Annotated in this window: 28 protein-coding genes, 1 tRNA gene and 1 other annotated feature; of the genes, 24 read left to right on the forward strand and 5 right to left on the reverse strand. The window is 43.9% G+C overall.

The genetic code is table 11. The annotated features are described in order from the left end of the window. Positions 1-47 precede the first annotated feature (47 nt). A tRNA-Asn gene (locus ACYVLS_RS01120) sits at positions 48-120 on the forward strand. A 253-nt stretch (positions 121-373) separates the two neighbouring features. Here ACYVLS_RS01120 and ACYVLS_RS01125 read toward each other — a convergent pair. Next, complete coding sequence (locus tag ACYVLS_RS01125) at positions 374-673, reverse strand: HesB/YadR/YfhF family protein (protein WP_460320268.1); 300 nt, start codon at positions 671-673, stop codon at positions 374-376. A gap of 81 nt (positions 674-754) precedes the next feature. Then, on the reverse strand, positions 755-1,873 hold the full coding sequence (locus ACYVLS_RS01130; protein ID WP_460320270.1) for an NADH-dependent flavin oxidoreductase: 1,119 nt from the start codon (positions 1,871-1,873) through the stop codon (positions 755-757). A gap of 193 nt (positions 1,874-2,066) precedes the next feature. Between ACYVLS_RS01130 and ACYVLS_RS01135 the strand changes: the two genes are divergently transcribed. Then, positions 2,067-2,618 carry a sugar O-acetyltransferase gene (locus ACYVLS_RS01135; protein WP_460320273.1) on the forward strand — a complete coding sequence of 184 codons (552 nt, stop codon included), beginning with the start codon at positions 2,067-2,069 and terminating at the stop codon, positions 2,616-2,618. 48 nt (positions 2,619-2,666) lie between these two features. Here the strand turns inward: ACYVLS_RS01135 and ACYVLS_RS01140 are convergent, their stop codons facing one another. Beyond that, positions 2,667-3,407 (reverse strand): SDR family NAD(P)-dependent oxidoreductase, encoded by a 741-nt coding sequence (locus ACYVLS_RS01140; protein ID WP_460320275.1) that lies wholly within the window; start codon positions 3,405-3,407, stop codon positions 2,667-2,669. A 330-nt stretch (positions 3,408-3,737) separates the two neighbouring features. Here ACYVLS_RS01140 and ACYVLS_RS01145 point away from each other — a divergent pair, with 330 nt between their 5' ends. From ACYVLS_RS01145 to ACYVLS_RS01195, 11 genes are all read left to right on the forward strand, one after another. Beyond that, on the forward strand, positions 3,738-4,844 hold the full coding sequence (locus tag ACYVLS_RS01145) for an ABC transporter ATP-binding protein (RefSeq protein ID WP_460320277.1): 1,107 nt from the start codon (positions 3,738-3,740) through the stop codon (positions 4,842-4,844). 205 nt (positions 4,845-5,049) lie between these two features. Continuing rightward, entirely contained in the window at positions 5,050-5,544 is a 495-nt protein-coding gene (dut, locus tag ACYVLS_RS01150) for a dUTP diphosphatase (RefSeq protein WP_460320279.1), read from the forward strand. 25 nt (positions 5,545-5,569) lie between these two features. Continuing rightward, positions 5,570-6,940, forward strand: a complete 1,371-nt coding sequence (gene radA, locus ACYVLS_RS01155) for a DNA repair protein RadA (protein WP_460320281.1) — start codon at positions 5,570-5,572, stop codon at positions 6,938-6,940. A gap of 82 nt (positions 6,941-7,022) precedes the next feature. Continuing rightward, positions 7,023-8,135 (forward strand): PIN domain-containing protein, encoded by a 1,113-nt coding sequence (locus tag ACYVLS_RS01160; protein ID WP_460320283.1) that lies wholly within the window; start codon positions 7,023-7,025, stop codon positions 8,133-8,135. Beyond that, positions 8,132-8,851, forward strand: coding sequence for a 2-C-methyl-D-erythritol 4-phosphate cytidylyltransferase (gene ispD, locus ACYVLS_RS01165; protein ID WP_460320285.1), 720 nt, complete (start codon positions 8,132-8,134; stop codon positions 8,849-8,851). Before ACYVLS_RS01160 ends, ispD begins: the two co-directional genes overlap by 4 nt. A 74-nt stretch (positions 8,852-8,925) precedes the next feature. Beyond that, positions 8,926-10,401 carry a glutamate--tRNA ligase gene (gene gltX, locus ACYVLS_RS01170; RefSeq protein WP_460320288.1) on the forward strand — a complete coding sequence of 492 codons (1,476 nt, stop codon included), beginning with the start codon at positions 8,926-8,928 and terminating at the stop codon, positions 10,399-10,401. 169 nt (positions 10,402-10,570) lie between these two features. Then, a complete protein-coding gene (cysS, locus tag ACYVLS_RS01175; protein WP_460320291.1) occupies positions 10,571-11,989 on the forward strand; it encodes a cysteine--tRNA ligase in 1,419 nt (472 codons plus the stop codon). Then, complete coding sequence (locus ACYVLS_RS01180; RefSeq protein ID WP_460320293.1) at positions 11,982-12,383, forward strand: Mini-ribonuclease 3; 402 nt, start codon at positions 11,982-11,984, stop codon at positions 12,381-12,383. The genes cysS and ACYVLS_RS01180 overlap by 8 nt, the downstream gene beginning before the upstream one ends. Before the next feature lie 23 nt (positions 12,384-12,406). Then, entirely contained in the window at positions 12,407-13,252 is an 846-nt protein-coding gene (gene rlmB / locus ACYVLS_RS01185; protein WP_460320295.1) for a 23S rRNA (guanosine(2251)-2'-O)-methyltransferase RlmB, read from the forward strand. 85 nt (positions 13,253-13,337) lie between these two features. Further along, positions 13,338-13,880, forward strand: a complete 543-nt coding sequence (locus ACYVLS_RS01190) for an NYN domain-containing protein (protein WP_460320298.1) — start codon at positions 13,338-13,340, stop codon at positions 13,878-13,880. Positions 13,881-14,111: 231 nt separating this feature from the next. Then, entirely contained in the window at positions 14,112-14,738 is a 627-nt protein-coding gene (locus ACYVLS_RS01195; protein WP_460320301.1) for a sigma-70 family RNA polymerase sigma factor, read from the forward strand. Positions 14,739-15,374: 636 nt separating this feature from the next. On the opposite strand, the gene ACYVLS_RS01200 is transcribed toward ACYVLS_RS01195, so the two are convergent. Then, complete coding sequence (locus ACYVLS_RS01200) at positions 15,375-15,950, reverse strand: Gx transporter family protein (RefSeq protein WP_460320303.1); 576 nt, start codon at positions 15,948-15,950, stop codon at positions 15,375-15,377. A 175-nt stretch (positions 15,951-16,125) separates the two neighbouring features. Here ACYVLS_RS01200 and ACYVLS_RS01205 point away from each other — a divergent pair, with 175 nt between their 5' ends. The 11 genes from ACYVLS_RS01205 (at position 16,126) to ACYVLS_RS01255 (ending at position 24,114) form a co-directional block, all read left to right on the forward strand. Beyond that, a complete protein-coding gene (locus ACYVLS_RS01205; protein WP_460320305.1) occupies positions 16,126-17,184 on the forward strand; it encodes an FAD:protein FMN transferase in 1,059 nt (352 codons plus the stop codon). 87 nt (positions 17,185-17,271) lie between these two features. After that, positions 17,272-17,421 (forward strand): 50S ribosomal protein L33, encoded by a 150-nt coding sequence (gene rpmG, locus ACYVLS_RS01210; protein WP_460320308.1) that lies wholly within the window; start codon positions 17,272-17,274, stop codon positions 17,419-17,421. A gap of 54 nt (positions 17,422-17,475) precedes the next feature. Next, on the forward strand, positions 17,476-17,652 hold the full coding sequence (gene secE, locus ACYVLS_RS01215; RefSeq protein ID WP_460320310.1) for a preprotein translocase subunit SecE: 177 nt from the start codon (positions 17,476-17,478) through the stop codon (positions 17,650-17,652). 132 nt (positions 17,653-17,784) lie between these two features. Next, positions 17,785-18,339 carry a transcription termination/antitermination protein NusG gene (gene nusG / locus ACYVLS_RS01220; protein ID WP_460320312.1) on the forward strand — a complete coding sequence of 185 codons (555 nt, stop codon included), beginning with the start codon at positions 17,785-17,787 and terminating at the stop codon, positions 18,337-18,339. 149 nt (positions 18,340-18,488) lie between these two features. Next, positions 18,489-18,914, forward strand: coding sequence for a 50S ribosomal protein L11 (gene rplK / locus ACYVLS_RS01225; protein WP_460320315.1), 426 nt, complete (start codon positions 18,489-18,491; stop codon positions 18,912-18,914). A 146-nt stretch (positions 18,915-19,060) separates the two neighbouring features. Further along, positions 19,061-19,756, forward strand: coding sequence for a 50S ribosomal protein L1 (gene rplA / locus ACYVLS_RS01230; RefSeq protein ID WP_460320317.1), 696 nt, complete (start codon positions 19,061-19,063; stop codon positions 19,754-19,756). 121 nt (positions 19,757-19,877) lie between these two features. Beyond that, positions 19,878-20,008, forward strand: a sequence feature (ribosomal protein L10 leader region). Positions 20,009-20,073: 65 nt separating this feature from the next. Beyond that, the gene (rplJ, locus tag ACYVLS_RS01235; protein ID WP_460320320.1) at positions 20,074-20,583 is read left to right on the forward strand and encodes a 50S ribosomal protein L10; all 510 of its coding nucleotides are present in this window, start codon (positions 20,074-20,076) and stop codon (positions 20,581-20,583) included. 85 nt (positions 20,584-20,668) lie between these two features. Beyond that, positions 20,669-21,034: a 50S ribosomal protein L7/L12 gene (rplL, locus tag ACYVLS_RS01240; RefSeq protein WP_460320322.1), complete on the forward strand. Its 366-nt coding sequence runs from the start codon at positions 20,669-20,671 to the stop codon at positions 21,032-21,034. A 202-nt stretch (positions 21,035-21,236) separates the two neighbouring features. Then, complete coding sequence (locus ACYVLS_RS01245; RefSeq protein ID WP_460320324.1) at positions 21,237-22,430, forward strand: FtsW/RodA/SpoVE family cell cycle protein; 1,194 nt, start codon at positions 21,237-21,239, stop codon at positions 22,428-22,430. A 27-nt stretch (positions 22,431-22,457) separates the two neighbouring features. Continuing rightward, a complete protein-coding gene (locus tag ACYVLS_RS01250) occupies positions 22,458-23,630 on the forward strand; it encodes an FtsW/RodA/SpoVE family cell cycle protein (RefSeq protein WP_460320326.1) in 1,173 nt (390 codons plus the stop codon). Position 23,631: 1 nt separating this feature from the next. Then, positions 23,632-24,114: an LURP-one-related/scramblase family protein gene (locus ACYVLS_RS01255; protein WP_460320329.1), complete on the forward strand. Its 483-nt coding sequence runs from the start codon at positions 23,632-23,634 to the stop codon at positions 24,112-24,114. A gap of 56 nt (positions 24,115-24,170) precedes the next feature. Here ACYVLS_RS01255 and ACYVLS_RS01260 read toward each other — a convergent pair whose 3' ends face one another. Further along, positions 24,171-25,397, reverse strand: a complete 1,227-nt coding sequence (locus ACYVLS_RS01260; RefSeq protein ID WP_460320332.1) for an MFS transporter — start codon at positions 25,395-25,397, stop codon at positions 24,171-24,173. Positions 25,398-25,509 lie beyond the last annotated feature (112 nt).

Consider the following 25,509-nt stretch of genomic DNA (forward strand, 5'->3'; position numbering starts at 1 on the left):
GGACGTTGCCGTGCAGCTCTTTTTTTGTTATAATAGCTTTAACTTATTCCGCAATAGCTCAGTTGGTAGAGCGCACGACTGTTAATCGTGTTGTCGCAGGTTCGAGCCCTGCTTGCGGAGTTTTTTTGTACCCAATTATCAGGAATCTTCTGAATAGATCGTTTTATAATCTGTACTCAGCGTTCTTCATAGTTAAGGAAACAGTCAGTTTCTTAATCTGTGAAGAACATTTTTTTATGCTCGAAATACCTTCATGAACTGATTATTTAATTTAGATCTGTTTCTAGCCTATAGTCTAAGAAAAAACTACCCCCATATAAAATGGAGGCAGTTTTTTAGTGTATGTGTATTCTATGATTCTGCTTTTACAAAATTACTCTGCTTCATGGAAATGATAAATCGGTTCGTCTTTCTGTTCGTCGTAGTCAATTTCGAGGTCATAGCCGCTGAAAAACCAGTGGTCGTGCTCATTGGCGAAGTAAGTGACCCCATTTATTTCGGTCTGACCAAGAACTGCACCTTCAGGCTGATCGACACTCATTCCGACCGAGAAGCCGTCGTGTACTTCTGTCTTGCCATAGGTTTTACCGAAGAAGCGGATGGCATCTCCTTTTTCCAGCAGTAATTCCTTTTCAAACCAGTTAACGGCTTTATCAGTTACTGTTATATTCATCTAAAACATTCCTCTCTACTTATGATGGAGCATATATCTACTGTATCATTATTGGCAGTAAAGTAATATGAAAACAGACTCTTAATTCTCTTTTACGGGAAACCAGTTCGGTATTTGTCTAATAGTATGCCATAAATTCTCTGGGATGTAATAGGCCTGGGGCTGAGAAAGATTAATAGTTGTCTGAATAGTTTTTTCCTTACCTTCTTCGACCTTTTGTACCCATTTGGGATCGATTATCAGTTGTTTGCCGAGAGATACAAGGCTGGCATAGCGCAGCGTTTTCTCAGCGTCTACGGGCGTTTTAATCGCACCGACACCGATGAGAGGCACTCGATTATCGATATACTGTCCAATTTGCTCGGGAATCTGTTTCTTGTATTCTCTGAAGCCGACAATGGAAGGCTGAAAGTAGTGATTGACCGATAAATGCAAGTAATCAATATTTTCTGTAATTAAGGCATCCAGCAAGATATAGGTGTCGTCTAAACGGATACCAGGGGTCTCGATTTCTTCGGGAGAGAAGCGGTAGCCTAAGAGAAAACTCGTATCAGCATGTTTTTTGATTACTGACTGGCAGTGTCTAACAACTTCCACAGGAAAACGCAACCGATTCTCAATGGAACCACCCCAGTCATCTTTTCGTCGATTCGAATGGGGAGAGAAAAACTGCTGAAGGAGGTAAGTGTTCGCTCCGTGAAGTTCGACTCCGTCAAATCCGGCTTCGATTGCACGCTTAACGGCTGTTCCAAACTGGTTAATCAGAATGGTAATACCGGCGTCTGTCAATTCTTTAGGGGTATCGGCCCATTTCCTCTCTGCTCGTATCGCAGAAGGCGAGACGGGCTGTCGGCCACCATTGAATTGCCTTTGACTCATTCGACCGCCATGATATATTTGAAGGATGGCCTTCGAACCTTGCAGTTTAATAATCTGGGCAAGTTTTTTCAAGCCGTCAATATGACTGTCTTTAGCCACGCTCATCCCATTGGGAAACGCCTGGCCTTCTGATCCGATATAGGCACAGGCTGTGATAACTGCACCTGGACCGCCTGATCTGACCAGGTAATAGATTAGTTCTTCTTCAGTCACTTCTCCTTCAGGGGAACTGGAGCTGGTAGTCATGGGAGCCATTAAGATTTTGTTTTTTAAGGTTAGTCCATTTTTAAAGCGGTAGGGCTCTAAAAAACTATAAGTCATAAGATTCTCTCCATCCCTGTAAACGAGTCGGCTGAACCAAGTCGCTTAGTCAAGATACTTTATAAAAGTAAGTTCTCTATTCATTTTAAAGATTAGCTATTCAGTTGTCAATTAGCTCTCACTAAAGGATTTTGAGTAGATGTTATAGTATATAGCTATAGAATGGCGAAAGAGAAATGGGGCTGAAGGAACTATGAAAACGGAAAAGGAAAAAATGTGTGCAGGGGAAGTCTACAATCCACAGGACAACGAACTGGTTAAGGAAAGAGAGCGTGCGCATGGACTGACGCATATGTATAATCAGCTGGAAGACGACTATGCCAGAGACAAGTTGATACGAAACATTTTTCATACGATAGAAGGAAGCATACGTGTCGAACCCGGGCTGCGCGTGGATTACGGTTATAATATCCGAGTGGGAGATAACTTTTATGCCAATTTCAACTGTGTGCTGCTGGATGCCTGTCCGATAAACATAGGAAAAAATGCCCTTCTGGGACCAGGTGTATCGCTAGTCACACCGGATCACCCGCTGGATTCTGTTCAGCGTTACAATGGCCTGGAGTTTGCGAAGCCGATAACAATAGGTGATAACTGCTGGATAGGGGCGAATGCCACTGTCGTTGGAGGGGTGACGCTGGGTGATAATGTTGTCATAGGTGCAGGAGCAGTCGTGACCAAATCATTTGGTGATAATGTCGTACTGGCAGGGGTCCCTGCAAGAGTAACAAAAACTATTCCATAAAAAAAAGCTGGAAGGCTAGCCTTCCAGCTTTTTGCTTTGTAGACTCATTTATTGTGCAGTATAGCCGCCTTCGACAGGTAATGTAATACCGGTCAAGAACTCATTTTCTGCAATGAATATCACGGCATGAGCAATTTCTTCGGGCTGTCCCAGACGACCGATTGGGTGTTTGTCTACGAGGTTGTCGTAGTATTCCCCTAGAGCTTCTCTGTTTACCATGCCTGATTCGACATAGCCAGGTGCTACTGCTGCACAGCGAATATTGTCTTTTGCATATTGTAATGCAAGTGATTTGGTCATCAGGACCACAGCACCTTTAGATGCATTATAGGCATAAGCTGTTGGTTCGCCGACCAATCCAAGAATGGAGGCACAGTTAACAACGACTCCGCCACCGTTCTTTTTCATTTGCTGGACAGCGTATTTGTTACCGAAGAAAACACCGTCCTGGTTGATTTTAATGACTTTGTGATAATCTTCATAGGTTAACTCATGTGTTTCTCCTTGTGCACCAATACCGGCGTTGTTGAAGATGACATCAAGTGACCCATATGTTTCAACAGTCTGCTCAACTAGCGCTTTAACGTCCTCTTCTTTAGAGACGTCTGCTTTGATGAAGGTGACATCACCTTTATCACTTAGCCGATCAGCGTGTTTTTTACCGTCTTCTTCATTGTAGTCACTGAGAACCACTTTAGACCCTTTATCTAGGAAGGCCTCAACAGTTGCCAGTCCAATTCCTGATGCTCCACCTGTCACGATGACGACTTTTCCTTTTAGATCATTCATCCAACACACTCCTGTTCGTATTTTATTTCACAAGTTCATTATACAACAGTTGACATATTTTACAACAGCAAAGGCTTACATGGTTAATGATGTAAGGTTTTAACCGACAAATCAAAATTAATTTCAGTGAAATGAATAAATGTGAGGTGTCAGAACCCATCAGGTGTTAAGGGCTTAGTCACCTTGCACAAAACATTTCCACTTTTTTTGTGCACGTTTACATAGCATGAATAAACCGTTTACAATAGAATAGGGATTGTCAACTAAACAATGTTTTGATTCCAGTAACTCGAGAATCAATTATCTTTGTAATAGGAAAGGTGATTATTAATGGTAGAAATGGCAATGAAAAATATTTATAAGCGTTATGATAACTCAGACGATTTTGCGGTATCCGATTTTGACATGCGTGTCAAAGACAAAGAATTTATCGTATTCGTTGGACCTTCCGGTTGTGGTAAGTCTACAACACTTCGTATGATTGCTGGTTTGGAAGAAATTACAGACGGCGAACTATGGATTGGTGACACAATGATGAACGATGTTGCACCTAAAGATCGTGACATCGCGATGGTATTCCAGAACTACGCGCTATACCCGCACATGACTGTATTTGACAACATGGCTTTCGGTCTTAAGTTACGTAAGTATAAAAAAGACGAAATCAAGAACCGTGTAGAAAATGCTGCCAACATCTTAGGATTGACAGAACTGCTTGACCGTAAACCGGCTGCTTTATCCGGTGGACAGCGTCAGCGTGTGGCGTTAGGCCGTGCGATTGTTCGTGATGCTAAAGTCTTCCTGATGGATGAGCCTCTATCTAACTTGGATGCAAAACTGCGTGTAGCGATGCGTGCGGAAATTGCGAAACTTCACCAGCGTTTGAACACAACTTCAATCTACGTTACACACGATCAGACTGAAGCGATGACAATGGCTGACCGAATCGTTATTCTTAAAGACGGTTTCATTCAGCAAATCGGAACACCTAAAGAAGTATACGATACTCCTGTCAACATTTTCGTTGGTGGATTTATCGGCTCACCAGCTATGAACTTCTTTGACGTAACGCTTAACGGCAACAAAATTACCAATGGTGATGGCCTGACTCTTGAAGTGCCACAAGGTAAATTGAATACATTAAACGAACATGGCTTCAAAGACGGTGCGAAACTGGTATTTGGTATTCGTCCGGAAGACATTAAGAGTGAGCAGGTAGCACTTGATGCTTCTCCTGGTTCAGTTGTTACTTCAAAGATTACAGTTTCCGAGCTTTTAGGTGCGGAAACAATGCTTTACTCACAAGTCGGAGATACCGAGTTTATTGCTCGAGTAGATGCGCGTGACTACCATACACCGGGTGAAAATGTTGACCTGGCATTCGATATGGGTAAATCACACTTCTTCGACCCTGAATCAACTGACGTTATCCGTTAATTTTAGGGTAACCTGGTTGACCTAATTTAGCCCCCTTTTTTCCTCTCTGGTATGCAGTTGTATACTCAGAGAGGTTTTTTATTTGTCAAAATAACGTTTATAAAGCCTGTTTTTTAGTGTAAAATAGAATTATTATTATAAAATAATGTATAAGATAGAAAGGGGATTATGCTGCAGCCATTATGCATGCAGCAGACTATACAATATGACTAAAAATAGAGGGTTTGAACCCGTATCAATATATGAAAAAAATTCAATCGATTTACCCAAACGGGCTACCAAAGGATCGGCAGGCTACGATCTGACGGCTGCAGTGGATATCACAATTCCATCCGTATTTAAAGCCTTAAAAGCAGAGGACCCTGAAGGCAATCCAATGAAATCTACACTGATTCCAACGGGAGTCAAAGCCTATATGCCGGAAAATGAATACCTTCTGCTGGCTAACCGGTCAAGCAATCCGATGAAAAGACAGCTGGCTGTACCAAACGGTATCGGAGTTATAGATGCTGATTACTACAATAACGAAGGCAACGAAGGCGAAATTTTTGTCCAGGTGATCAACTATGGGCTGGAAGATGTTCAGATTAAAAAAGGCGAGCGTATCGCTCAAGGCATTTTCACCCCTTATCAGGTAGTGGACAATGAGACAGATGAGTACGATGTGCGTACAGGCGGATTCGGCTCAAGCGGAAGATAATTGAACTGTAAAAGGAGTTTCCAATTTGGCAAAGAAAAAGGCAACAGTATTTGTATGTCAGAACTGCGGAACAGAATCACCGAAGTATTTAGGCAAATGTCCTAGCTGCGGTGCCTGGAACCAGATGGTGGAAGAAAAAATACCGGACAAGACAGACAGCCGCAGTCGGGTGACAATGGCTGGAAAGAAATCCAAAGCCGAACCGATTACGGACGTGACTCTGGAGAAAGAAGAACGAATCAAAACGGACCTGGTTGAGTTTAACCGCGTTTTAGGTGGAGGTGTGGTCCCTGGTTCGCTTGTTCTGATTGGTGGAGACCCCGGTATCGGAAAATCCACACTGCTTCTTCAAGTGTCTGCTCAATTGAATCAGAAAGGCGGCAAGGTTCTGTATGTATCCGGGGAAGAAAGTTCGTCTCAAATAAAAATGCGGGCCGAACGACTGGAACTGAGAGGGGCCGATTTCTATCTGTATGCTGAAACAGAGTTGACGGCCATCCAGGAAACCATTGAAGACCTGAAGCCGGACTACGTGATTATTGATTCGATTCAGACGATGCATCACGCAAACATCGATAGTGCGGCGGGAAGTGTCTCCCAAGTAAGAGAGTCAACCTCATCATTGATGCAGATTGCCAAAATGAATGACATTGCCATCTTCCTGGTCGGACACGTGACCAAGGAAGGAAACATTGCCGGACCGAGAATGCTCGAGCACATGGTGGATACCGTTCTTTACTTTGAAGGAGAAAGACACCATACATTCCGTATTCTCAGGGCAGTCAAGAACCGTTTTGGGTCGACTAATGAAATAGGTATTTTTGAAATGAAGAATGGCGGGCTGGAAGAAGTCTTGAACCCGTCACAGCTGTTTCTCGAAGAACGTCTCTCAGGAGCGACCGGTTCAGCAGTTGTCGCTGCAATGGAAGGGACCCGTCCCATCCTCGTTGAAATTCAGTCACTGATTTCGCCGACAGTCTTCGGCAATGCCAAACGTACGGCAAGTGGATTGGATTACTCACGCGTGTCCTTAATTATGGCTGTGCTGGAAAAAAGAGCGGGACTGCTTTTACAGAATCAGGATGCCTATCTGAAGGCTGCCGGTGGAGTTAAGCTGGATGAACCAGCTATTGATCTGGCAATAGCCATTAGTATTGCCTCCAGTTACAAGGAAAAAGAAACGAAACCGACCGATTGCTACATTGGTGAAATTGGGTTGACGGGTGAAATACGCCGAGTCTCAAAAATTGACCAGCGCGTGAATGAGGCAGCAAAATTAGGATTTAAACGTGTATTTGTACCGAAAAATAACATGGACGGCTGGACATTTCCAAAAGATATAGAAGTTGTCGGCTGCACAACGCTGCACGACGCAATCAGGCGAGCCTTTTCGTAAAGAAAAAGGCGGCCTGAGTTCGTTTTTCAGCGTTTACCTGTTATACTTATAGAGCAATAGACTAGTTAAAAGGAGGGAAGATATGGTAGCAAAATTGATAATTTTAACCTTTGCTCTGGTTGGAGGCAGTCTGGGATATAACCTGTTCCCCGACTTGGTCGACAATTGGGCAGCGGCGCCTGGCTGGCTGCAGAATCCGGTAGTGGGCATGGTAATTGGAGCGGGGTTATTTTCTATACTATCCTTTCAGTCAATCAAACCGATTGAAAAAGGGATTCAGCGGGTTGAAAAAGCATTCGGGCAGTTAAGCATTGCCTACCTCATGTTCGGAAGTGTGGGTGCGATTATTGGACTTATTCTTGCTGTATTAATTAATTTATCACTCATTGCACTGAATATGATTATTATTAGTGACGTCGTTCCACTGATTGTCACCGTTGTTCTGGCTTATATGGGCTTCCAGTTTGGAACATCAAGACGAGAAGAAATTAGACGATTCTTTACCACAAAGACGGCGAAGACGGAAAATGATGATGTGCTTGACCGTAAGGAAGGCGATTCTTTCAGAAAGTATAAGGTGCTGGATACCAGCGCCATAATAGACGGTCGCATTCTCGATGTGGTTCAGACAGGCTTTCTGGAAGGGACCTTTGTGGTTTCACATTATGTCCTGAAAGAGCTTCAGTACATTGCCGACTCTTCAGACAGCTTGAAACGCGTGAGAGGGAGACGTGGTCTGGATATTTTGAATGCGATGCAAAAAGACGAGGCAATTCAGCTGGAAATGGATGACAGTTCTATTCCTGAAGCGGAAGAAGTTGACTTGAAATTGGTGCATCTGGCAAAAAAACTGGATGGTATGATTGTAACCAATGATTTTAACTTAAATAAAGTAGCCGAATTTCAGAATGTTTCCGTACTGAACATCAACCAGCTGGCCAATGCGGTCAAACCGGTTGTAATTCCCGGAGAAGAAATGCGAGTCATGATTGTCAAGAACGGAACTGAGCGGGCTCAGGGTGTGGCCTATCTGGATGATGGGACGATGGTTGTTGTCGAAGAAGGCAAGCACCATATGAATGAGCGCGTAGATGTGGTGGTCACGAGCTCTCTGCAGACGAATGCAGGGCGCATGATTTTCGCCAAATTAGTTAACGATCAGAAAACATTGAATGACCGGAATGATGGGGAATGACGGACGACTATGCAGCGATTTTACTTGCAGCCGGCTCTGCTTCACGGTTTGCTAATGAGGACCGGTTAAATAAAGTATTAATGCCCTTGAATAACCGGCCGGTCTTTGACTATTCCCTGCGTCTTTTCCTTGAAGACGAGCGGTGTCAGACCGTCGCGCTGGTTACCAGAGAAGATGAACAGGCGCTCTTTCAGGAGCAGCTGGAGTGCCTGTATGGCACGATTCCAGCTAAGGTAAACTGGGTTGAAGGTGGACCGGAACGGCAGGACAGCGTTTCTTTGGCACTGGCTGAAGTGACGGTGGAAGACAGTGGTACTGTGCTGGTGCACGATGCTGCGCGCCCTTTTCTTACAATGGACCTGATTAATAAGTTAATGGCTGAACTGAGGGAAAGCGAGGCCGTCATCCCTGTTATTCCTGTAACTGATTCGCTGAAAGAGGTAAAAGGAAATGTAGTTTCAAGGTCTCTGTACCGTCCGGATATCCGACGCGTTCAGACACCACAGGCCTTTTCAGTAGCAGTTTTAAAGGAAGCCTTTAAGCAGGCAAGGGATGAGCAGTTTTATGGAAATGAAGAAGGTGAACTGGTTGAACGATCAGGTCATCAGGTGAAGACAGTTGTCGGTGAGGAAATGAATTTTAAACTGACGACGCAACTGGATTACCAGCTGGCCATCTCTTTAGTGGCTAACGGCTGGCTGAATAAACTTGACTAACGGTTATTGTGGCGGAAGCAGCCGAATAATGGTAAGTTAAGACTATTGCAAGAGGAAAAAGGAGAGAATATAACATGACAGATAAAGTCCGTGTACGTTACGCGCCTAGTCCGACTGGGCATCTGCACATTGGAAATGCTCGAACCGCACTATTTAATTACTTATTTGCCCGTCATCACGGTGGGGATTTCATTATTCGAATCGAAGATACAGACCGCAAGCGCCAGGTGGAAACAGGCGAACAGAGCCAATTGGACAACCTTAAGTGGCTTGGCATTGACTGGGATGAAAGTGCAGATGTAGGAGGCCCTTATGGACCATACCGCCAATCTGAACGACTGGATTTCTACGACCCGCTTATCGATCAGCTGCTTGCCAGCAACCGTGCGTATAAATGCTACTGTACGAGTGAAGAACTGGAAGCTGAACGTGAAGCGCAGCGTGCCCGCGGAGAAATGCCGCATTACAGTGGCAAGTGTGCTAACTTGACTGCTTCTGAGCAGCGTGAAAAAGAAGAAGAAGGCATCACGCCGGTTATTCGTATCCGTGTACCGAAAGGCAGCACCTATACTTTTGACGACATGGTAAAAGGCACGATTACATTCGAAGCTGATTCTGTTGGAGGCGACTGGGTTATCCGCAAGCGTGACGGCATGCCGACGTACAACTTTGCCGTTGCCGTTGATGATCATTATATGAAAATCACCCATGTTCTGCGTGGAGATGACCACATTGCCAATACGCCTAAACAGATGATGGTTTATGAAGCCTTTGAATGGAAAACACCTGAATTCGGGCATATGACGCTTATTATCAACAGTGAAACAGGTAAGAAGCTAAGCAAGCGTGACGAGACGATTCTTCAGTTCATTGAACAGTACCGCGAACTGGGCTATCAGCCGGAAGCATTGTTTAATTTCATTACATTGCTGGGCTGGTCTCCGGTGGGAGAAGATGAGCTGTTCAGTAAACAGGAATTTATCGATATGTTTGACCACAAGCGTTTAGGGACATCACCGGCTGCATTTGATGACAAGAAGCTGGAATGGATCAGTAACCAGTACGTGAAAAATATGGACTTGGATGAACTGACATTAAAAGCTGTTCCTCACCTTGTTAAAGCAGGCTACGCGAGTGAAAATCCGACACCGGAACAAAGTGAATGGGTTAAAAAGTTAGTCAGCCTTTATCAGGAACAAATGAGCTATGCTGCAGAAATCACGAAGCTGGCTACATTATTCTTTGAAGATTCACTGGAATTTTCCGATGAAGAAAAAGAAATATTGAATGGCGAAACGGTGCCACAAGTGCTGGATGCCTTTGCTAGCCAGCTAAAAGAAGTCGAGCCTTTTGAAGCTGCTGCCATTAAAAAATCAATCAAAGCTGTTCAGAAGGAAACCGGAGTAAAAGGCAAAAACCTCTTTATGCCGATTCGTGTGGCCGTTACCGGTCAGCAGCATGGACCTCAGCTGAATGATGCCATTGAACTGCTTGGAAGAGACAAAGCTCTGGCGAATCTGGAAAAAGCGAAAGCTGCCATTCAGTCTTAAAAAAGTTTAGGGAAACGAATGCGAACGAGGCAAGCCATAGCCATGCAACCGGAACGGTGTTCAACGGGTTGTATGGCTTTTCCCTTTAATTCACCTGGATAAAGGGAAGCAGCCGGAGCTAAATTCTTGTATACTATAAGTGACTACTGAAAGAGAAAGGAGTCTGTGCATGATTCAGCTGTACAACACATTGACTCGAAAAAAAGAAACCTTTGTCCCGATTGAAGAAGGAAAAGTAAGAATGTACGTCTGTGGACCGACTGTCTACAACTATATTCATATCGGTAACGCACGCAGCACGGTTGCCTTTGATACCATCAGGCGCTACTTGACTTACCGTGGATTTGAAGTCAACTATGTGTCCAACTTCACTGATGTGGATGATAAAATTATCAACGCGGCTGCCGAGCTGGGCAAAACTGCTCCGGAAGTGGCCGATACCTTCATTAAAGCTTTTTACGATGATACAGAAGCTCTTGAAGTCCAGAAGCCGACGCACTCCCCTCGTGTGATGGAAAATATTCCCGAAATCATCAGCTTCATTGAAGCACTGATTGACAACGGCTATGCTTATGAAAGTGACGGCGATGTGTACTACCGGACGCGTAAATTCAAGAAGTACGGAAAATTGAGCCGAATTTCACTGGATGAACTGGAACTGGGCGCCAGCAACCGTTTAGGCGAAGAAGCTACTAAGAAAGAGGATCCACTCGATTTTGCCTTATGGAAAACAGCCAAAGAAGGCGAAATCAGCTGGGATTCACCTTGGGGACTCGGACGACCGGGCTGGCATATTGAGTGTTCTGTTATGGCAACGAAATACTTGGGCGATACGATTGACATTCACGCCGGTGGTCAGGACCTGACCTTCCCGCACCATGAAAATGAAATTGCCCAGACGGAAGCGAAAACATGCCAGACCTTTGCGAATTACTGGATTCATAACGGTTTTGTCACGATGAATGATGAAAAAATGAGTAAATCGATAGGGAATGTCGTTCTCGTTAAAGAACTGCGCGAACAGCATGACCCTAAAGCCCTGCGCTTCTTTATGTCGACAGCTCATTACAGACGTCCCATCAACTATTCTCAGGAAGCAATAGAAGAAGCCAAGACGAACTTGAACCGGATTGAGACAGCCTACTTTAACATGCGCCACCGTCTGAATCAGGCAGAAGCCTCTCAGGAAAATGACGACAAACTACTGACGCAGATTACTAACTTCAAAGACCAGTTCATCACTCAGATGGATGACGATTTCCAGAGTCAAAATGGCATTACTGTTGTCTATGACTTGGTTCGATTCATGAACCGCTACATGGAAGGAGCTACTGTATCCCAGCGTGTGTTGGAAGCCGGGATTGGTCTCTTAGACGAGCTGATGGATGTTTTCGGCATTCAACTCTCAGTAGAGGATGACCTGCTGGATTCGGATATCGAAGCACTGATTGAAGAAAGAGAACAAGCCAGGAAAGACAAAAACTTTCAGCGTGCGGATGCCATCAGAGATCAGTTGAAAGACCAGAATATTATTCTGGAAGACACACCTCAAGGCATTAGATGGAAGCGAGGCAGCGGGAATGACTAGAACCGTTGACCCCAAACTCATCAATGGACTGGCGCTTGCCTATATGGGCGATGCCGCTTATGAGTTGCGAATCAGGGAGTATCTGATTTTTGAAGGCCAAACAAAGCCCAACGTCCTGCACAGCACGGCGACCCGCTATGTATCCGCCAAGGCACAGGCTTTCCTGGTCGACCGTCTGACAGAAGCAGATAAACTGACAGAAGAAGAGTGGTTATACTTCAAGCGTGGCCGGAATGCGAAAAGTTACTCCAAAGCAAAAAATACCGATGCACAGACTTACAGCTATTCAACCGGTTTTGAAGCCGTCATGGGCTTTTTACACCTGACGGAACAGACGGACCGCTTGAACGACTTGATCAGCTGGTGTATTGAAGAAATCAGCCAGACACTATAGAATCGACCGAAAGGAGAAGTGACATGCCAAAAAAACCGTATAACAAAAAAGGAAACGACAGAAAACCAAAGAAGAGTCGTATTCATTCAAATAAAGAGACGAAACGACCCGATGTCGTGGAATCAGACAGTGAATCTGATGAAATGGTCTACGGACGCAATCCCGTACTGGAAACCTTGCGCTCAGAACGTGACGTGAACAAACTGTTCGTTCAGGACGGTTTATCCGGCGAAAAAATCGACCGAGTGGTCAATGAAGCCAAGAAACGAAAAGTTCAGCTGTCCTTTGTACCGAAAAGCAAGCTCGATACCTTATCTGACGGAGGCAATCATCAGGGGCTGGTTTTAGCCGCAAGTCCAGTCAACTATGCGTCGATAGATGACTTGTTTGACGTAGCGAAACAAAAAAATGAAGAACCGTTTTTCCTATTACTCGACGGCATTGAAGACCCGCATAACTTGGGGTCCATTTTAAGGACAGCCGATGCCAGCGGGGTACACGGCGTCATCATACCGAAACGCCGTGCAGTTGGCCTGACCTCTACTGTAGCAAAAGCCTCAGCCGGAGCGATTGAACACGTTCAAGTTGCCCGGGTCACCAATATGGCCCAGACCATTGACGAACTGAAAGAGCGTGGCCTGTGGATTTTCGGAACCGACATGAAAGGGAAAGACTACCGTCACTGGGACGTTTCTTCTCCAATCGGACTTGTCATCGGCAGTGAAGGAAAAGGCCTGTCCCGACTGGTTAAAGACAAAGTTGACGAAACGCTGACGATTCCCATGATAGGAGACGTTCAGAGTCTGAATGCCGGTGTGGCTTCCGGCCTGTTGATGTATGAAGTCTACCGCAAGCGTCATTCGCTGTAATTAAAAAACAGGGTAAAGGTAGCGGTTCAACCGCTGCCTTAGCCTATGTTAAACATATGAAAATTTCTGAGAGGAGGGGAGTCAAGTGAAGAAAGAACTGTTATTTGTGGATGGTTATAACATGATAGGAGCCTGGCCGGAATTGGTCAAGCTGAAGCGACAAGACAAGATTGCCGATGCCCGGGACGCCTTGCTGCACGAGTTGAGCAACTACGCTAACTTTGAAGGCATTGAAGTGCGGATTGTGTTTGATGCCCAGCTGGTACCCGGACTCACCAAGCGCTACGACAAGTATAACGTGGCCGTCATCTTTACCAGTGAAGGCGAGACAGCCGACAGCTACATTGAGAAAGCAGTCGGGGAGGAAAATTTGCTGATCACACACGTGCAGGTCGCTACATCTGATTTGGCCGAACAGTGGATTATCTTTCAAAGGGGCGCAACCCGAAAGTCCGCCAATGAACTGTATAAAGACATAAAGTCTGCGAAGAAAAAAATCGCTATCGACAGCGCCCTTTACCGCATGCAAAGCAAAACACGCAACTCCCCTTTGAAAGAAAAAGATCAGGACTTGCTTAAAAAGCTCTATGTTGAAATGATTGGAAAAAAGTTTGAAAACAAAAAGTGAAACGGTGCACATATGAATCGTGTAGAATATGAGAAGTCATATTCTATGCGGTTTTTTTGTATCTATCGACTTTTTTTCATGAGAATAATCTCACAATTGTAATAATGTTAATGACTATTTAAATAAAAGGATAGTATAATAAGTGAAACGCTTTCATGTGATACAAACTACTACTATAATAATTGCTCTGCTCTGTAATTGAAAAATACAATCTACAGAAGGAGAGAAAGGATGCAGACGACTAACGAAGAAACGATTGCTTTTAAAGAGAAAAAAACGTTTAAAGATTTCAGTGAGCCGGTTGACGATACCCTTATTCAAAGAATTCAATCCGGAGAATCGCAGCTTTATCCCGAACTGTTCGATCAGTGTCAGCCCATTATTAAGCGTACTACGTATCGACGATACATAAAGGGATACGAAAGAGACGATTTATATCAGGAAGCTTGTCTGGTAATAGTCCAGGCGAGTCAAAAGTACGAGTGTAATAAAGGGATGAATTTTAACCAGTATGTCTGCCTATGTATTGATAACCATTTCCATCGGCTTATTCGTTGGAACAACGCGGTGAAGAGACGATCGATACGGGAGTCATTGTCGCTGGAAGGTGTCATAGAGGAAAACGGGTATCAGCTGGTCGGCTTCTCACAAGCAATTCAGCCGGAAGACAAGCCGATAATCAATGAAACCGTAGAGGAATATCTGTGCAAACTGTCCACTTTTGAAAAAGAAGTGTGTTTGAACTGCTATTTAGGTTATTCATATGATGACATTGCTGAAAAATTAAACTGCACGCGAAATAAGGTAGTAAATGCTAAACATCGATGCACTGAAAAATATAGAAAATTATATCTATAGAAAATTAACAATAGGGCATATGTTCGAGTATTAGAATGATCAGTGAAGAGTTTCAGTATTGTGTAAAGGAAAAAGATGATGAGAGGACTATCAAAGAGGCGGAGTGATACCAATAATCACTGTGCTTTTTTTGTGGAGATGTTCATATGCGCCATTGAGCGCATATGTTCTTTCTTAAGGAACCTTAAGTACTTTTTCCATTTAACTCAACTGATGAAAAAATGGTGAGTGACTAGTTAATCGCATATAGACCAGTGACTCAGAGAGAAAAACATCTGGAGATTAGGGTTAAAATGTCTTTAACCCTACACTCAAAGGAGTAGGCTGATGGAGTTACCGGTCAACTGCCGTTACACCCGTACTCACGGAAAATATTGACCTGAGCTGCTGGTCAAACAGCCTTTGTCCGGCAACCCAAACAGAAAAAGCAGCTGAGATACTGGCCAAATCAGCTGTCCTTAGGCACTCAAAATTATTTTTGCATCGAGTTACGGGCCAAGACTCAAGGCATGCATCCAATTCCTCTAGGATAAGGGGCAGCTGTATGTAGTCTAAGTTTTCACTAGAGGACATATTTAGTTACAGACAAAAAACCTGTTTCTTGAATAACTGACATTCAGGAAACAGGGCTTTATCTTATACTAACGTATTGGCTATCTGCTTATGGTCGTTTTTACTGCTTTTTTTTTCCTCATGCGCCTTTTTGAAGCGTTGGATGGTGGTGACATGGGCCATTAAGAAATTGGCTGCGATGCCAATGCCGATACCGGACAAGATGCCGAAAAAGGAAAGGACGGGTAGGTATAAAAGCACCGTCCAGGTCTGCGCAATGGTACTGGCCACTAAGAGCTGGCCCAGGTTATGGAGAATCCCGCCTGTCGCACTGACACCAATCACGGTGACACGTTTGCCGCCGATAAATTTGACGATGAGCATGCCAACATAACTCAGCATGGCTCCCGCAAAACTGTACATAAAGGTAGAAATTGTTCCGCCGAGTAAAGTGGTCATCAAAAGCCGCATAATGACGACTTTCAGACTATCTTTAAAAGGAAGCGTATAAATAGCTACAATAATAATTAAGTTGGCCACACCGAGTTTCGCCCCGGGGGCAAAGGCGAATGGAAAGGGTATGCTGCGTTCGACCAGACCGAGTATGACGGCTTGAGCGGAAAGCAGGGATATATAGATCATTTTCTGGGTACGATTCATTGGAATCCTTCTTTTCTAGAGTGGTTTCTTCTATAGAGTATTGTCGCACAAAACGGCTCATCAAGCTATAATGATTAAAGCAATTTTATGTTGAATCTAATCTTGTGAAAACATAGACAGAGTACCACTATTACTGTAAGATGTACAGTGAAAAAGAAAGGGAAGGAAACTGACTATGTTTACGTGTAACAAGACAAAAGCATTATCAATTATATTGCCTGTATTATCACTTACACTATTTGCCTGTAATGAAGAAGACTCAAGAAATTTGGCTAATCAGCCTTATGAACGGACTGAATTCTTGTTAGGAACAGTTGCGAATATGCGCGTCTTTAATGAAGGCGGAGAAGAAGCCATGGACAAGGCATTTGAGCGCGTTCAGGAACTCGATGAATGGTTTGCGATGCAGAATCCGGACTCCGAGATTTCGGAAGTCAACCGTCAGGCTGGGATTGAACCGGTAGAAGTATCAGACGAAGTCTTTTTAGTCATGGAACGGGCCCTTCACTATGCTGAAGAGTCAGGTGGCAGTTTTGATCCGACCATTGGAGCTATTACCTCACTCTGGGGAATCGGACAGGAATACGCAGCCGTACCCGATCAGGATGAGCTGGATGCCGTCCTAGAAGTAGTAGACTACCGACTGGTGGAACTGGATGAAGAAAATCAGACGATTTTCCTACAAGAAGAAGGCATGGTCCTGGATTTAGGCGCGATTGCTAAAGGCTACATTACGGATGAAGCCGCTCGTGTACTGGTTGAAGAAGGCGTCAATACAGCCATTGTTGACTTGGGTGGCGATATCGTCGTTGTGGGAAACAGCACGCGTGGGCCGGACGATCCATGGAATGTCGGCATTCAGAATCCTTACGGTGACCGTGGGGATATTATTGGCATGGTTCCAGTTACAGACCGTGCAATTGTCACCACAGGGATTTATGAGCGACTGGTTCGTGACGGAGATGATGAATACCATCACCTGATGAACCCGGACACCGGCTACCCGTTCCAGAACAACATTTCAGGAATCAGTGTGATTGCGGACAACGCGATGGATGCGGATGCCCTGGCCAATATCGCTTTTTCTTTAGGAGTAGAAGACGGCTTGGATTACATCAATGGTCTTGAAGGTGTGGAAGTCATCTATACAACTAATGAGCGGGAAGTATTTGTTTCAGAAGGCATCACCGATGATGTAGAAATTAACCACAATGACTTCGAAAAGGTTAATTAAGCCGATTTGACAGTGTTTTCAGTTAATGGTAAAGTAATGAAGACTTTGAAATAATGTCAGATGAAACTGAAGTGAGGAAACAATCCAATGAAAAAGAAACTGGCTTTGGCCTGTATTGAATGCGGATCGCGTAACTATACGAAAGAAGTAGGCGCAAAAATCCGAACAGAACGTCTTGAAGTAAAAAAATATTGCCGCTATTGTAAAAAACACACACTGCACAGAGAAACAAAGTAAGCAGCTGAAGCAGTGACAGACCGACTAAATACCTTTTAGCGAGAGGAGTTCCCAATGAATAAAGTTAAAAAGTTTCTCGGAGAAGTAAAGTATGAACTGAGCGAAACAACCTGGCCGACTAAAGAAGCAATGAAAAAGAATACCGCTACTGTTTTTGGAGTGATGGCATTCTTCGGTGTCTTCTTTTATGCCGCTGACTCAGTGATTACCTTTTTATTGAACTTAATTTGACAAACAGGATTAAGAGTAGATTTAACAAACCTGACGTGCTATACTACGTAGCGAGAACAGGCGGAAAACCTTTCTTCCAGATAATGGAGGAAGGTTTTTTTATTACAGACAAAGAAAAAGGAGACTATTAAAATGAGCGAATTAGAAAGTGCTAAAGCATGGTACGTTCTGCACACCTATTCAGGTTATGAGAATAAAGTGAAGCAGAACCTTGAATCCCGTGCCAGCAGTATGAAAATGGAAGACAATATCCTGCAGGTTTTGATTCCTGAAGAAGAAACAACTCAGGAAAAAGACGGCAAGGTTGAGTCAGCTACAGAGAAAATCTTCCCGGGCTACGTTCTGGTTGAAATGATTATGTCAGACGATGCCTGGTATATAGTAAGAAATACGCCTGGCGTAACAGGTTTCGTCGGCTCTCACGGAGCTGGAAGCAAGCCGTCACCACTGTTGCCTGAAGAGGTAGACCAGATTCTGCGCAGCATGGGCATCAACCCACGTAAAGTACAGATGGATGTTGAAGTGGGCGAGCGCATTAAAATCGTTGGTGGAGCATTTGCAGGCATGGAAGGTACCGTTACGGAACTTGAAGGTGACAAGGGTAAAATCAAGGCATCTGTTGAAATGTTCGGACGCGAAACCAATGCGGAACTGGACTACAATCAAATTTCCAAGCTGGACGACTAAAAAAGTATTGCAGAAAGAACCGAGTAGTGGTATACTATATCAGTGCGCCTTGTATGCTTATGTATACGAGAGGGCATGTTTTATAGTGGGAGAGGAAAACTGAAACCTCATTTAACCACTCACGGACTAAAGTCAAGGAGGTATGTCTCGTGGCAAAAAAAGTTGTAAACGTCGTGAAACTGCAGATACCCGCAGGGAAAGCTAATCCGGCTCCCCCAGTAGGACCTGCACTAGGACAAGCGCAAGTAAACATTATGGGATTCTGTAAAGAATTTAACGCTCGTACAGCAGATCAAGCTGGAATGATCATTCCGGTTGTAATCTCAGTATACGAAGACCGTTCATTTACATTTATCACAAAAACTCCACCTGCAGCAGTATTGCTTAAAAAAGCAGCTGGCGTTGAGTCTGGTTCAGGCGAACCAAACACTAAAAAAGTGGCATCTGTAACACGCGATCAAGTTAAAGAAATCGCAGAAACAAAAATGGAAGACCTAAACGCAGCTGATGTAGAAGCAGCTATGCGCATGGTTGAAGGTACAGCACGCAGTATGGGATTCACTGTCGAAGGATAATGAATTTGCCCCCATTGCTTGCTGCCTCCGCGACCAGCTGACTAAGGAGACTTGTTCAGCCAAGCTGTAAAGACAATGGTTTTTACGCTTTTGCGGAGATCAAGTGGGAGGTTAAACCGCTAATACCACACTAAGGAGGAAATATAATGGCGAAAAAGAGTAAAAAGTTCGTAGCTGCTTTGGAAAAAGTAGACCGCGAAAAACAATATGATGCGACTGAAGCATTAGAATTAGTTAAAGAAATCGACTACGCCGGATTCGACGCTACTATCGAAGTAGCTTACCGATTAGGTGTAGACCCTAAACAAGCTGATCAGCAGATTCGTGGCGCAATGGTATTGCCGCACGGAACTGGTAAAACTCAGACTGTAATCGTATTTGCTAAAGGCGACGCTGCTAAAGCTGCTGAAGAAGCAGGAGCAGATTTCGTAGGAGACAGCGACCTTGTAGAAAAAGTTCAAGGTGGATGGTTAGACTTCGACGTTGTTGTTGCTGCACCGGATATGATGGCTGAAGTAGGTAAACTTGGACGTGTCTTAGGACCTAAAGGCCTTATGCCTAACCCTAAAACAGGAACAGTTACACCTGACGTAGCTAAAGCTGTTAACGATATTAAAGCTGGACAGGTGACATACCGTGTTGACCGTCAGTCAAACGTACACGTGCCAATTGGTAAAGTATCATTTGATATCGACAAACTGAAAGAAAACTTGGCAGCTCTTCACGATGTTATCGTGAAAGCAAAACCTGCAAGTTCTAAAGGTGTTTACATCAAGAACATGGCAGTTGCAAGTACTTTCGGACCTGGTGTTAAAGTAGACACAAGCACAGTTCTTAAATAAAAAATTTAATTTTTCTTGACCTGCACGACATAGCTTGCTATAATAGTGCAGGTTAAGGAATTAACTTTAATTGAATATGCATTGATGAATGAGAGCTAATTGACGGTAAGGTGATTACCGGATAGGCAGCTTGATAATACCGAAGACAGTATGTGGCCTTGTGCCTTAATATCATACCGAGGATAAAGTGATGAACAATCAATTTACACTCCCTCTATGTCTACGGTGACATGGGGTTTTTTTATTCCATAAATTTCGTTGAGGAATATGGTATAAAGTTGAATCCTCATTTCAATCGATCAGGAGGTGAAACATCAATGAGTAAAGAGCATGTTATCGCGAAAAAAGAAGAGATTGTTAAAGATCTGACTTCTAAATTTCAAGAAGCACAAGCAGTAGTAGTTGTAGACTACCGTGGTTTGACAGTAGGCGAAGTAACTGAATTACGTAAGCAATTGCGTGACGCAGGTATCGAAATGCGCGTATTGAAAAACACCATGTTACGTCGTGCGGCTGAAGCAGCTGAATTATCAGAATTAGTAGATGTCTTCAAAGGACCTACAGCTGTAGCATTCAGTAATGAAGAAGTTGTTGCACCTGCTAAAATTATCGCAGAATTTGCGAAAGACGCAGAAGCACTTGAAATCAAAGGTGGCGTATTGGAAGGTAAAGTTGCAACTGTTGAGCAAATCAACAAAATTGCTAAACTACCAAGCCGCGAAGGCCTACTTTCAATGCTATTATCTGTCCTACAGGCACCTATGCGAAACACTGCATTGGCAGTCAAAGCAGTTGCAGAGAAGAAAGAAGAAGAGGAAGCTGCATAAAGCAGATTTTCCCACTAACAGCGAACTGTGCTTAGGCACAGCCTGTTAAACCCAAAAAACCTAAATTAAATGGAGGAAAACAAAAATGGCATTAGATATTGAAAAAATCATTGCTGACTTGAAAGAGTCAACAGTTGTTGAATTAAACGACTTAGTAAGCGCAATTGAAGAAGAATTCGGCGTTGAAGCAGCAGCACCAGTAGCAGCAGCAGGAGCTGGAGCAGCAGCAGCAGCAGAACAAACAGAATTTACAGTAGAATTAGCATCAGCTGGTTCAGCTAAAATCAAAGTAATCAAAGCAGTTCGTGAAGCTACTGGTCTTGGCTTGAAAGAAGCTAAAGCATTAGTAGACGGAGCTCCTTCAGCAGTTAAAGAAGGCGTTTCTAAAGACGAAGCTGAAGAATTGAAAGCTAAATTAGAAGAAGCTGGAGCTTCAGTAGAAGTTAAGTAATCCAACTTTTCTAAATAAATGCGATTTAAATCCCTCTGACGTAAGTATTTATGTCAGAGGGATTTTTTGCATTCTACTTTTTTGTGTCATTTTTCAGATTGTGTAGGAATACGGCCGGATATTTGATAAAATTGTTCTTTGAAGTGACATGTCACTTTTGCCTATCAGAATTAGGAAGAGAAATAGAAAGGACAATTAAAAAATGAAAAACGAAACGTATCCTCAGCGTATTGACTATGGGGTCATCTTATCGGTCATGCTGCTGGCCATTATCAGTATAGCCTCGCTTTATTCCACCACCGTCTTAATTGACGGGGCCGGTCTGGGAATGACCATCAGACAAATTGTCTGGTATGGTGTAGGGGTTATTGCCGTTCTTGTCATCATGCAGTTTAACTCCGAACAGCTATGGAAAATGACGACGTACCTCTATGTAGCCGGCTTGGTTATTTTGTTATTAACTTTGGTGTTTTACGATCGCGAAATCGCGGCCAGAACTGGAGGGAACAGGTGGGTTACGCTAGGACCTTTAGGAACAGTACAGCCATCTGAATTCGTAAAGATTCCTTATATCCTGATGCTCGCTAAAGTCGTAACGAAGCATAACAGCTTGTACCGAGTGCGTGAATATAACTCTGATTTTCTTTTGATTGGAAAGTTAGCTGTGATTGGGCTTGTTCCAGTAGTTATCGTATTTATGCAGCGTGACTTAGGAACAGCTTTGGTCTATATTTCCATCTTGATTGGTGTCCTTTTGTTATCAGGTATTAAATGGCAAATATTACTGCCGGTCTTCTTATTTGTTACAGCAGTCGGAGTAACACTTATTGTTCTGGTTGTCTACAATAGGGAGTTCCTGTTGAATACCGGCTTGTTTAGACCGTATCAGTTCGCGCGTATCGATACGTGGTTGAATCCGCATCAGGGAACGAGTGACACCTCCTATCAAATTGTTCAGACCTTCAAGGCAATCGGCTCGGGCGGCGTATTTGGGAAAGGCTTTGGCGTCAGTGAAGTCCATGTTCCGGTTAGAGAATCCGATATGATTTTTGCGACAATTGGGGAAAACTTCGGTTTTGCCGGCGGCGCTTTTCTGATTTTTGTTTATTTCATCCTTGTGTATCATATGATTAAAGTGGTTTATGACACAAAAAATGAATTTTATGCTTATATTGCCACTGGGGTTATTATGATGATTGCGTTCCACGTGCTGGAAAATGTTGGAATGAATATCGGCCTGCTGCCGATGACAGGTATTCCTTTGCCTTTTGTTTCTCAAGGGGGATCATCCCTTCTAGGGAACATGATGGGCGTCGGCTTGATTATGTCCATGCGTTACCATCATAAATCGTACTTCTTTTCTGGAGAAGGCGAAGAGTTTCACCCAGGTACGTAACGGGTTGAAGGAGAGAGGGTTATCAGAATGTTGCGAGATCGAATCAATTATGTAGACAAGTTAATTGTCATTCCCTATTTTACCTTGACGCTGTTCAGCATTATCATGGTTTACAGCGCAAGCAGCTACAGCGCCCTGATGGATTACGGGAACCCCCATCATTACCTGCCCCGTCAGGCTACTTATGTGATTATAGGTTATATAGTCTTTGTCTTTGCGTTTACTTTTCCGATTAAAGCAATGAAGAATAAACGGTTCGTCCAGATGGGTACAATTGTTACAGCAATCTCTCTGCTTCTTCTATTGATATTCGGGCGTGAAATTTATGGTGCAAGACGATGGATTGAAACACCCTTCTTTAATATACAGCCGGCTGAATTTGCTAAATTTATGGTGATCTGGTACTTGGCCTATATTTTGTCTATTAAACAGAAGAAGATTGCCGAAGATTTTTTTAAAGCAATTGTGGCGCCAATGATTCTGGTATCTGCCATTGTACTGTTTATCTATATCCAGCCGGATACCGGTTCGTCCTTTATCATTGTCCTTATTGGAGCCGTTATGATCTTCGCTAGTGGCGTCTCGCCTAAGTTAGGTTTGGGCTTTGGTGTAGCAGGTGTCTCACTGCTGCTGGGTTTGTCTCAGTTAATCAGACAATACGGCACGCGGCTGTTCTTTCTAAATGAATACCGCTATAACCGGTTCCTGGGTTTTTGGGATCCGTTTACGCTAGCTGAAGGCGCAGGAATGCAGCTGGTTCACTCCTACTATGCACTGAGTCGAGGCGGTATTTTGGGCGTCGGCTTTGGAGACAGTGTTCAGAAGACCGGTTTTCTGCCATTTCCTTATACAGATTTTATCGTATCGATTATTGGAGAAGAATTTGGCCTGGTGGGCATTTTTATCCTGCTGGCGACATTAACTATAATGGTGTCCAGACTATTTCTGACAGCGGTAAGAGCTCAGCACTCTTTTGATTCACTCCTGTGCATCGGTATCGCAACCATGTTTATGGTTCAAGCCTTTATCAATTTAGGCGGTGTGATTGGCATCATGCCCATTACCGGACTGACTTTTCCATTTGTGAGTTACGGCGGTTCCAGTATGATTGTGCTTTCGGCTTCCATTGGACTGGTAGCGAATATCTCTGCCCGCGTCAATTACAATAAAGCCATCAGACTATACGGTAAGGAGGAATAATATGCGTTTATTTATCAAACAGCAAGTATTCTCTTTAAATGACAAGTTTTCTGTGAAAGATGAAAATGAAGCTGACCGTTTTTATGTGGAAGGGCAGTTCATGGCTTTGGGTAAAAAGTTGCGTGTCTACACGCCTGATCATGAGGAAGTCATCTACATTGAACAGCAGTTATGGAAACTTCTGCCGGAGTATGACTTATACAGTGGGGAAGAAAAAGTAGCGACCATTAAAAAGGAGTTTGCCTTTTTCAAAAACAACTACACCATTGAAGGGCCGGGCTGGGAAATTGACGGATCGATTACTGCTCATGACTATGTCATAAAAAGTCAGGGGCGAGTCATTGCTGATATCAACAAAAAATTTCTATCGTGGGGAGATACCTATGAAATCATTATTCACGACGAATCTCAGCTCCATTTGCTGCTGGGCATTGTCATCGTGATTGATTGTGTAATTTCCGCATCGAGAGCAAATAACAGTTAAAAAAAGCGCCAGACAAGAGAATGCATCTTGTCGAGGCGCTTTTTCTGTGTTCGCTCTCAGTCTTTTATGCTGTGTCGCAAAGAAGAAAAGAGGATGAATAAGTTGATGCCGTGAAAGACCAGTGCGGTCACGAAGGCAGGCACATAGGATCCGGTAAAATCAAAGACGTAGCCGACGACGGTCATGGACAAGGCGCCTCCGACACCGGCGATAAATGAGATAATCGGAAAGATACGAACATATAGCTCCTTTCCGAACAGTTCGGTGGTCAGAAGCGGGAAGGCAACTGCCGGAACTGAGAAGACAGAACCGAAGACGAAAGACCCGGCTATCTGAGCCGCCGGATGCGATACAGACAAGAGCAGAAGAATGCCGGCAATGTTAATCAGTATCATGATGACGGCAGCCTTCATAACGCCAATCGTATCACTGATAAAACCAATCAGCAGCTTGAAGGAGATGTTACCGACCATTACAGCGGAGAGCATAATTCCCCCGACCTGTGTTGATAACAGGTTAGATTCTGCAAAACCGGGCAAGTGCTGGGAAATCCCTGTGATGGACGTATGCATCAAGCCGATTAAAGCAAGCAGCACAAAAGATTTTTGTGTGTATGAGAAATTTGTCCAGTTTGCTTTCCTGATGACTTTCCGCGAGCCCTCTTCATTCTCGTCGTGACCATACGGCAAGTAACCGTCATCTTTGGGATTGAAACTGTAAGGATACAGGATGGCAGGCAGGACAAAGAGAAACATTACCAGTCCCATTACAATAAAACTGTTTTCCCAGCCGACGGATTCAATCAGGGAAGTAAAGACGGGAGAAAAGATAGCCCCGATAATGCCGCTGAAGCCGAAGGAAAGACTCATGGCGAAGCCTTTTTTCTTTTCAAACCAGTTGTTGACTATGGTGGACAGTGGAACCATGGCGTAAAGGCCGGTTCCGATTCCTCTGAGGATACCTAACAAGTAAAAGACCCACATCGTAGTGGTGAACGCCATAAGAATGGTCGATAGAGAAGCAAGCAGTGCCGAAGCAGTTAAAACAGGCTTCCAGCCGAACCGGTTTAGTAGTGGAGCGAAGTATAAAGACACAAAGGATAAGGCCAGTGTTGAAAGTGTGGCGTGCATAGCAAACGTTCCTCTGTAAACGTTCAGACTTTCTGATACCGGTGTGTAAAACACGCCGATAACATTCAAGTTTATACCGACTGCGCTGGCGGACATGCCGCATGCAATAGCCAGTACCAACCAGTGCTTAAGTGATTTAGCTGGATTTGTCATATATGAATGTACCTCTTTCTAAGTATAGTTACTAACTAGTATACTAGTCCCCTATAACTAAAGCAAAGCCGGAATGATAGGAAAAAATTTCAAACAGCAGTTGCATTATTTT

Source organism: Alkalibacterium psychrotolerans, assembly GCF_054784355.1.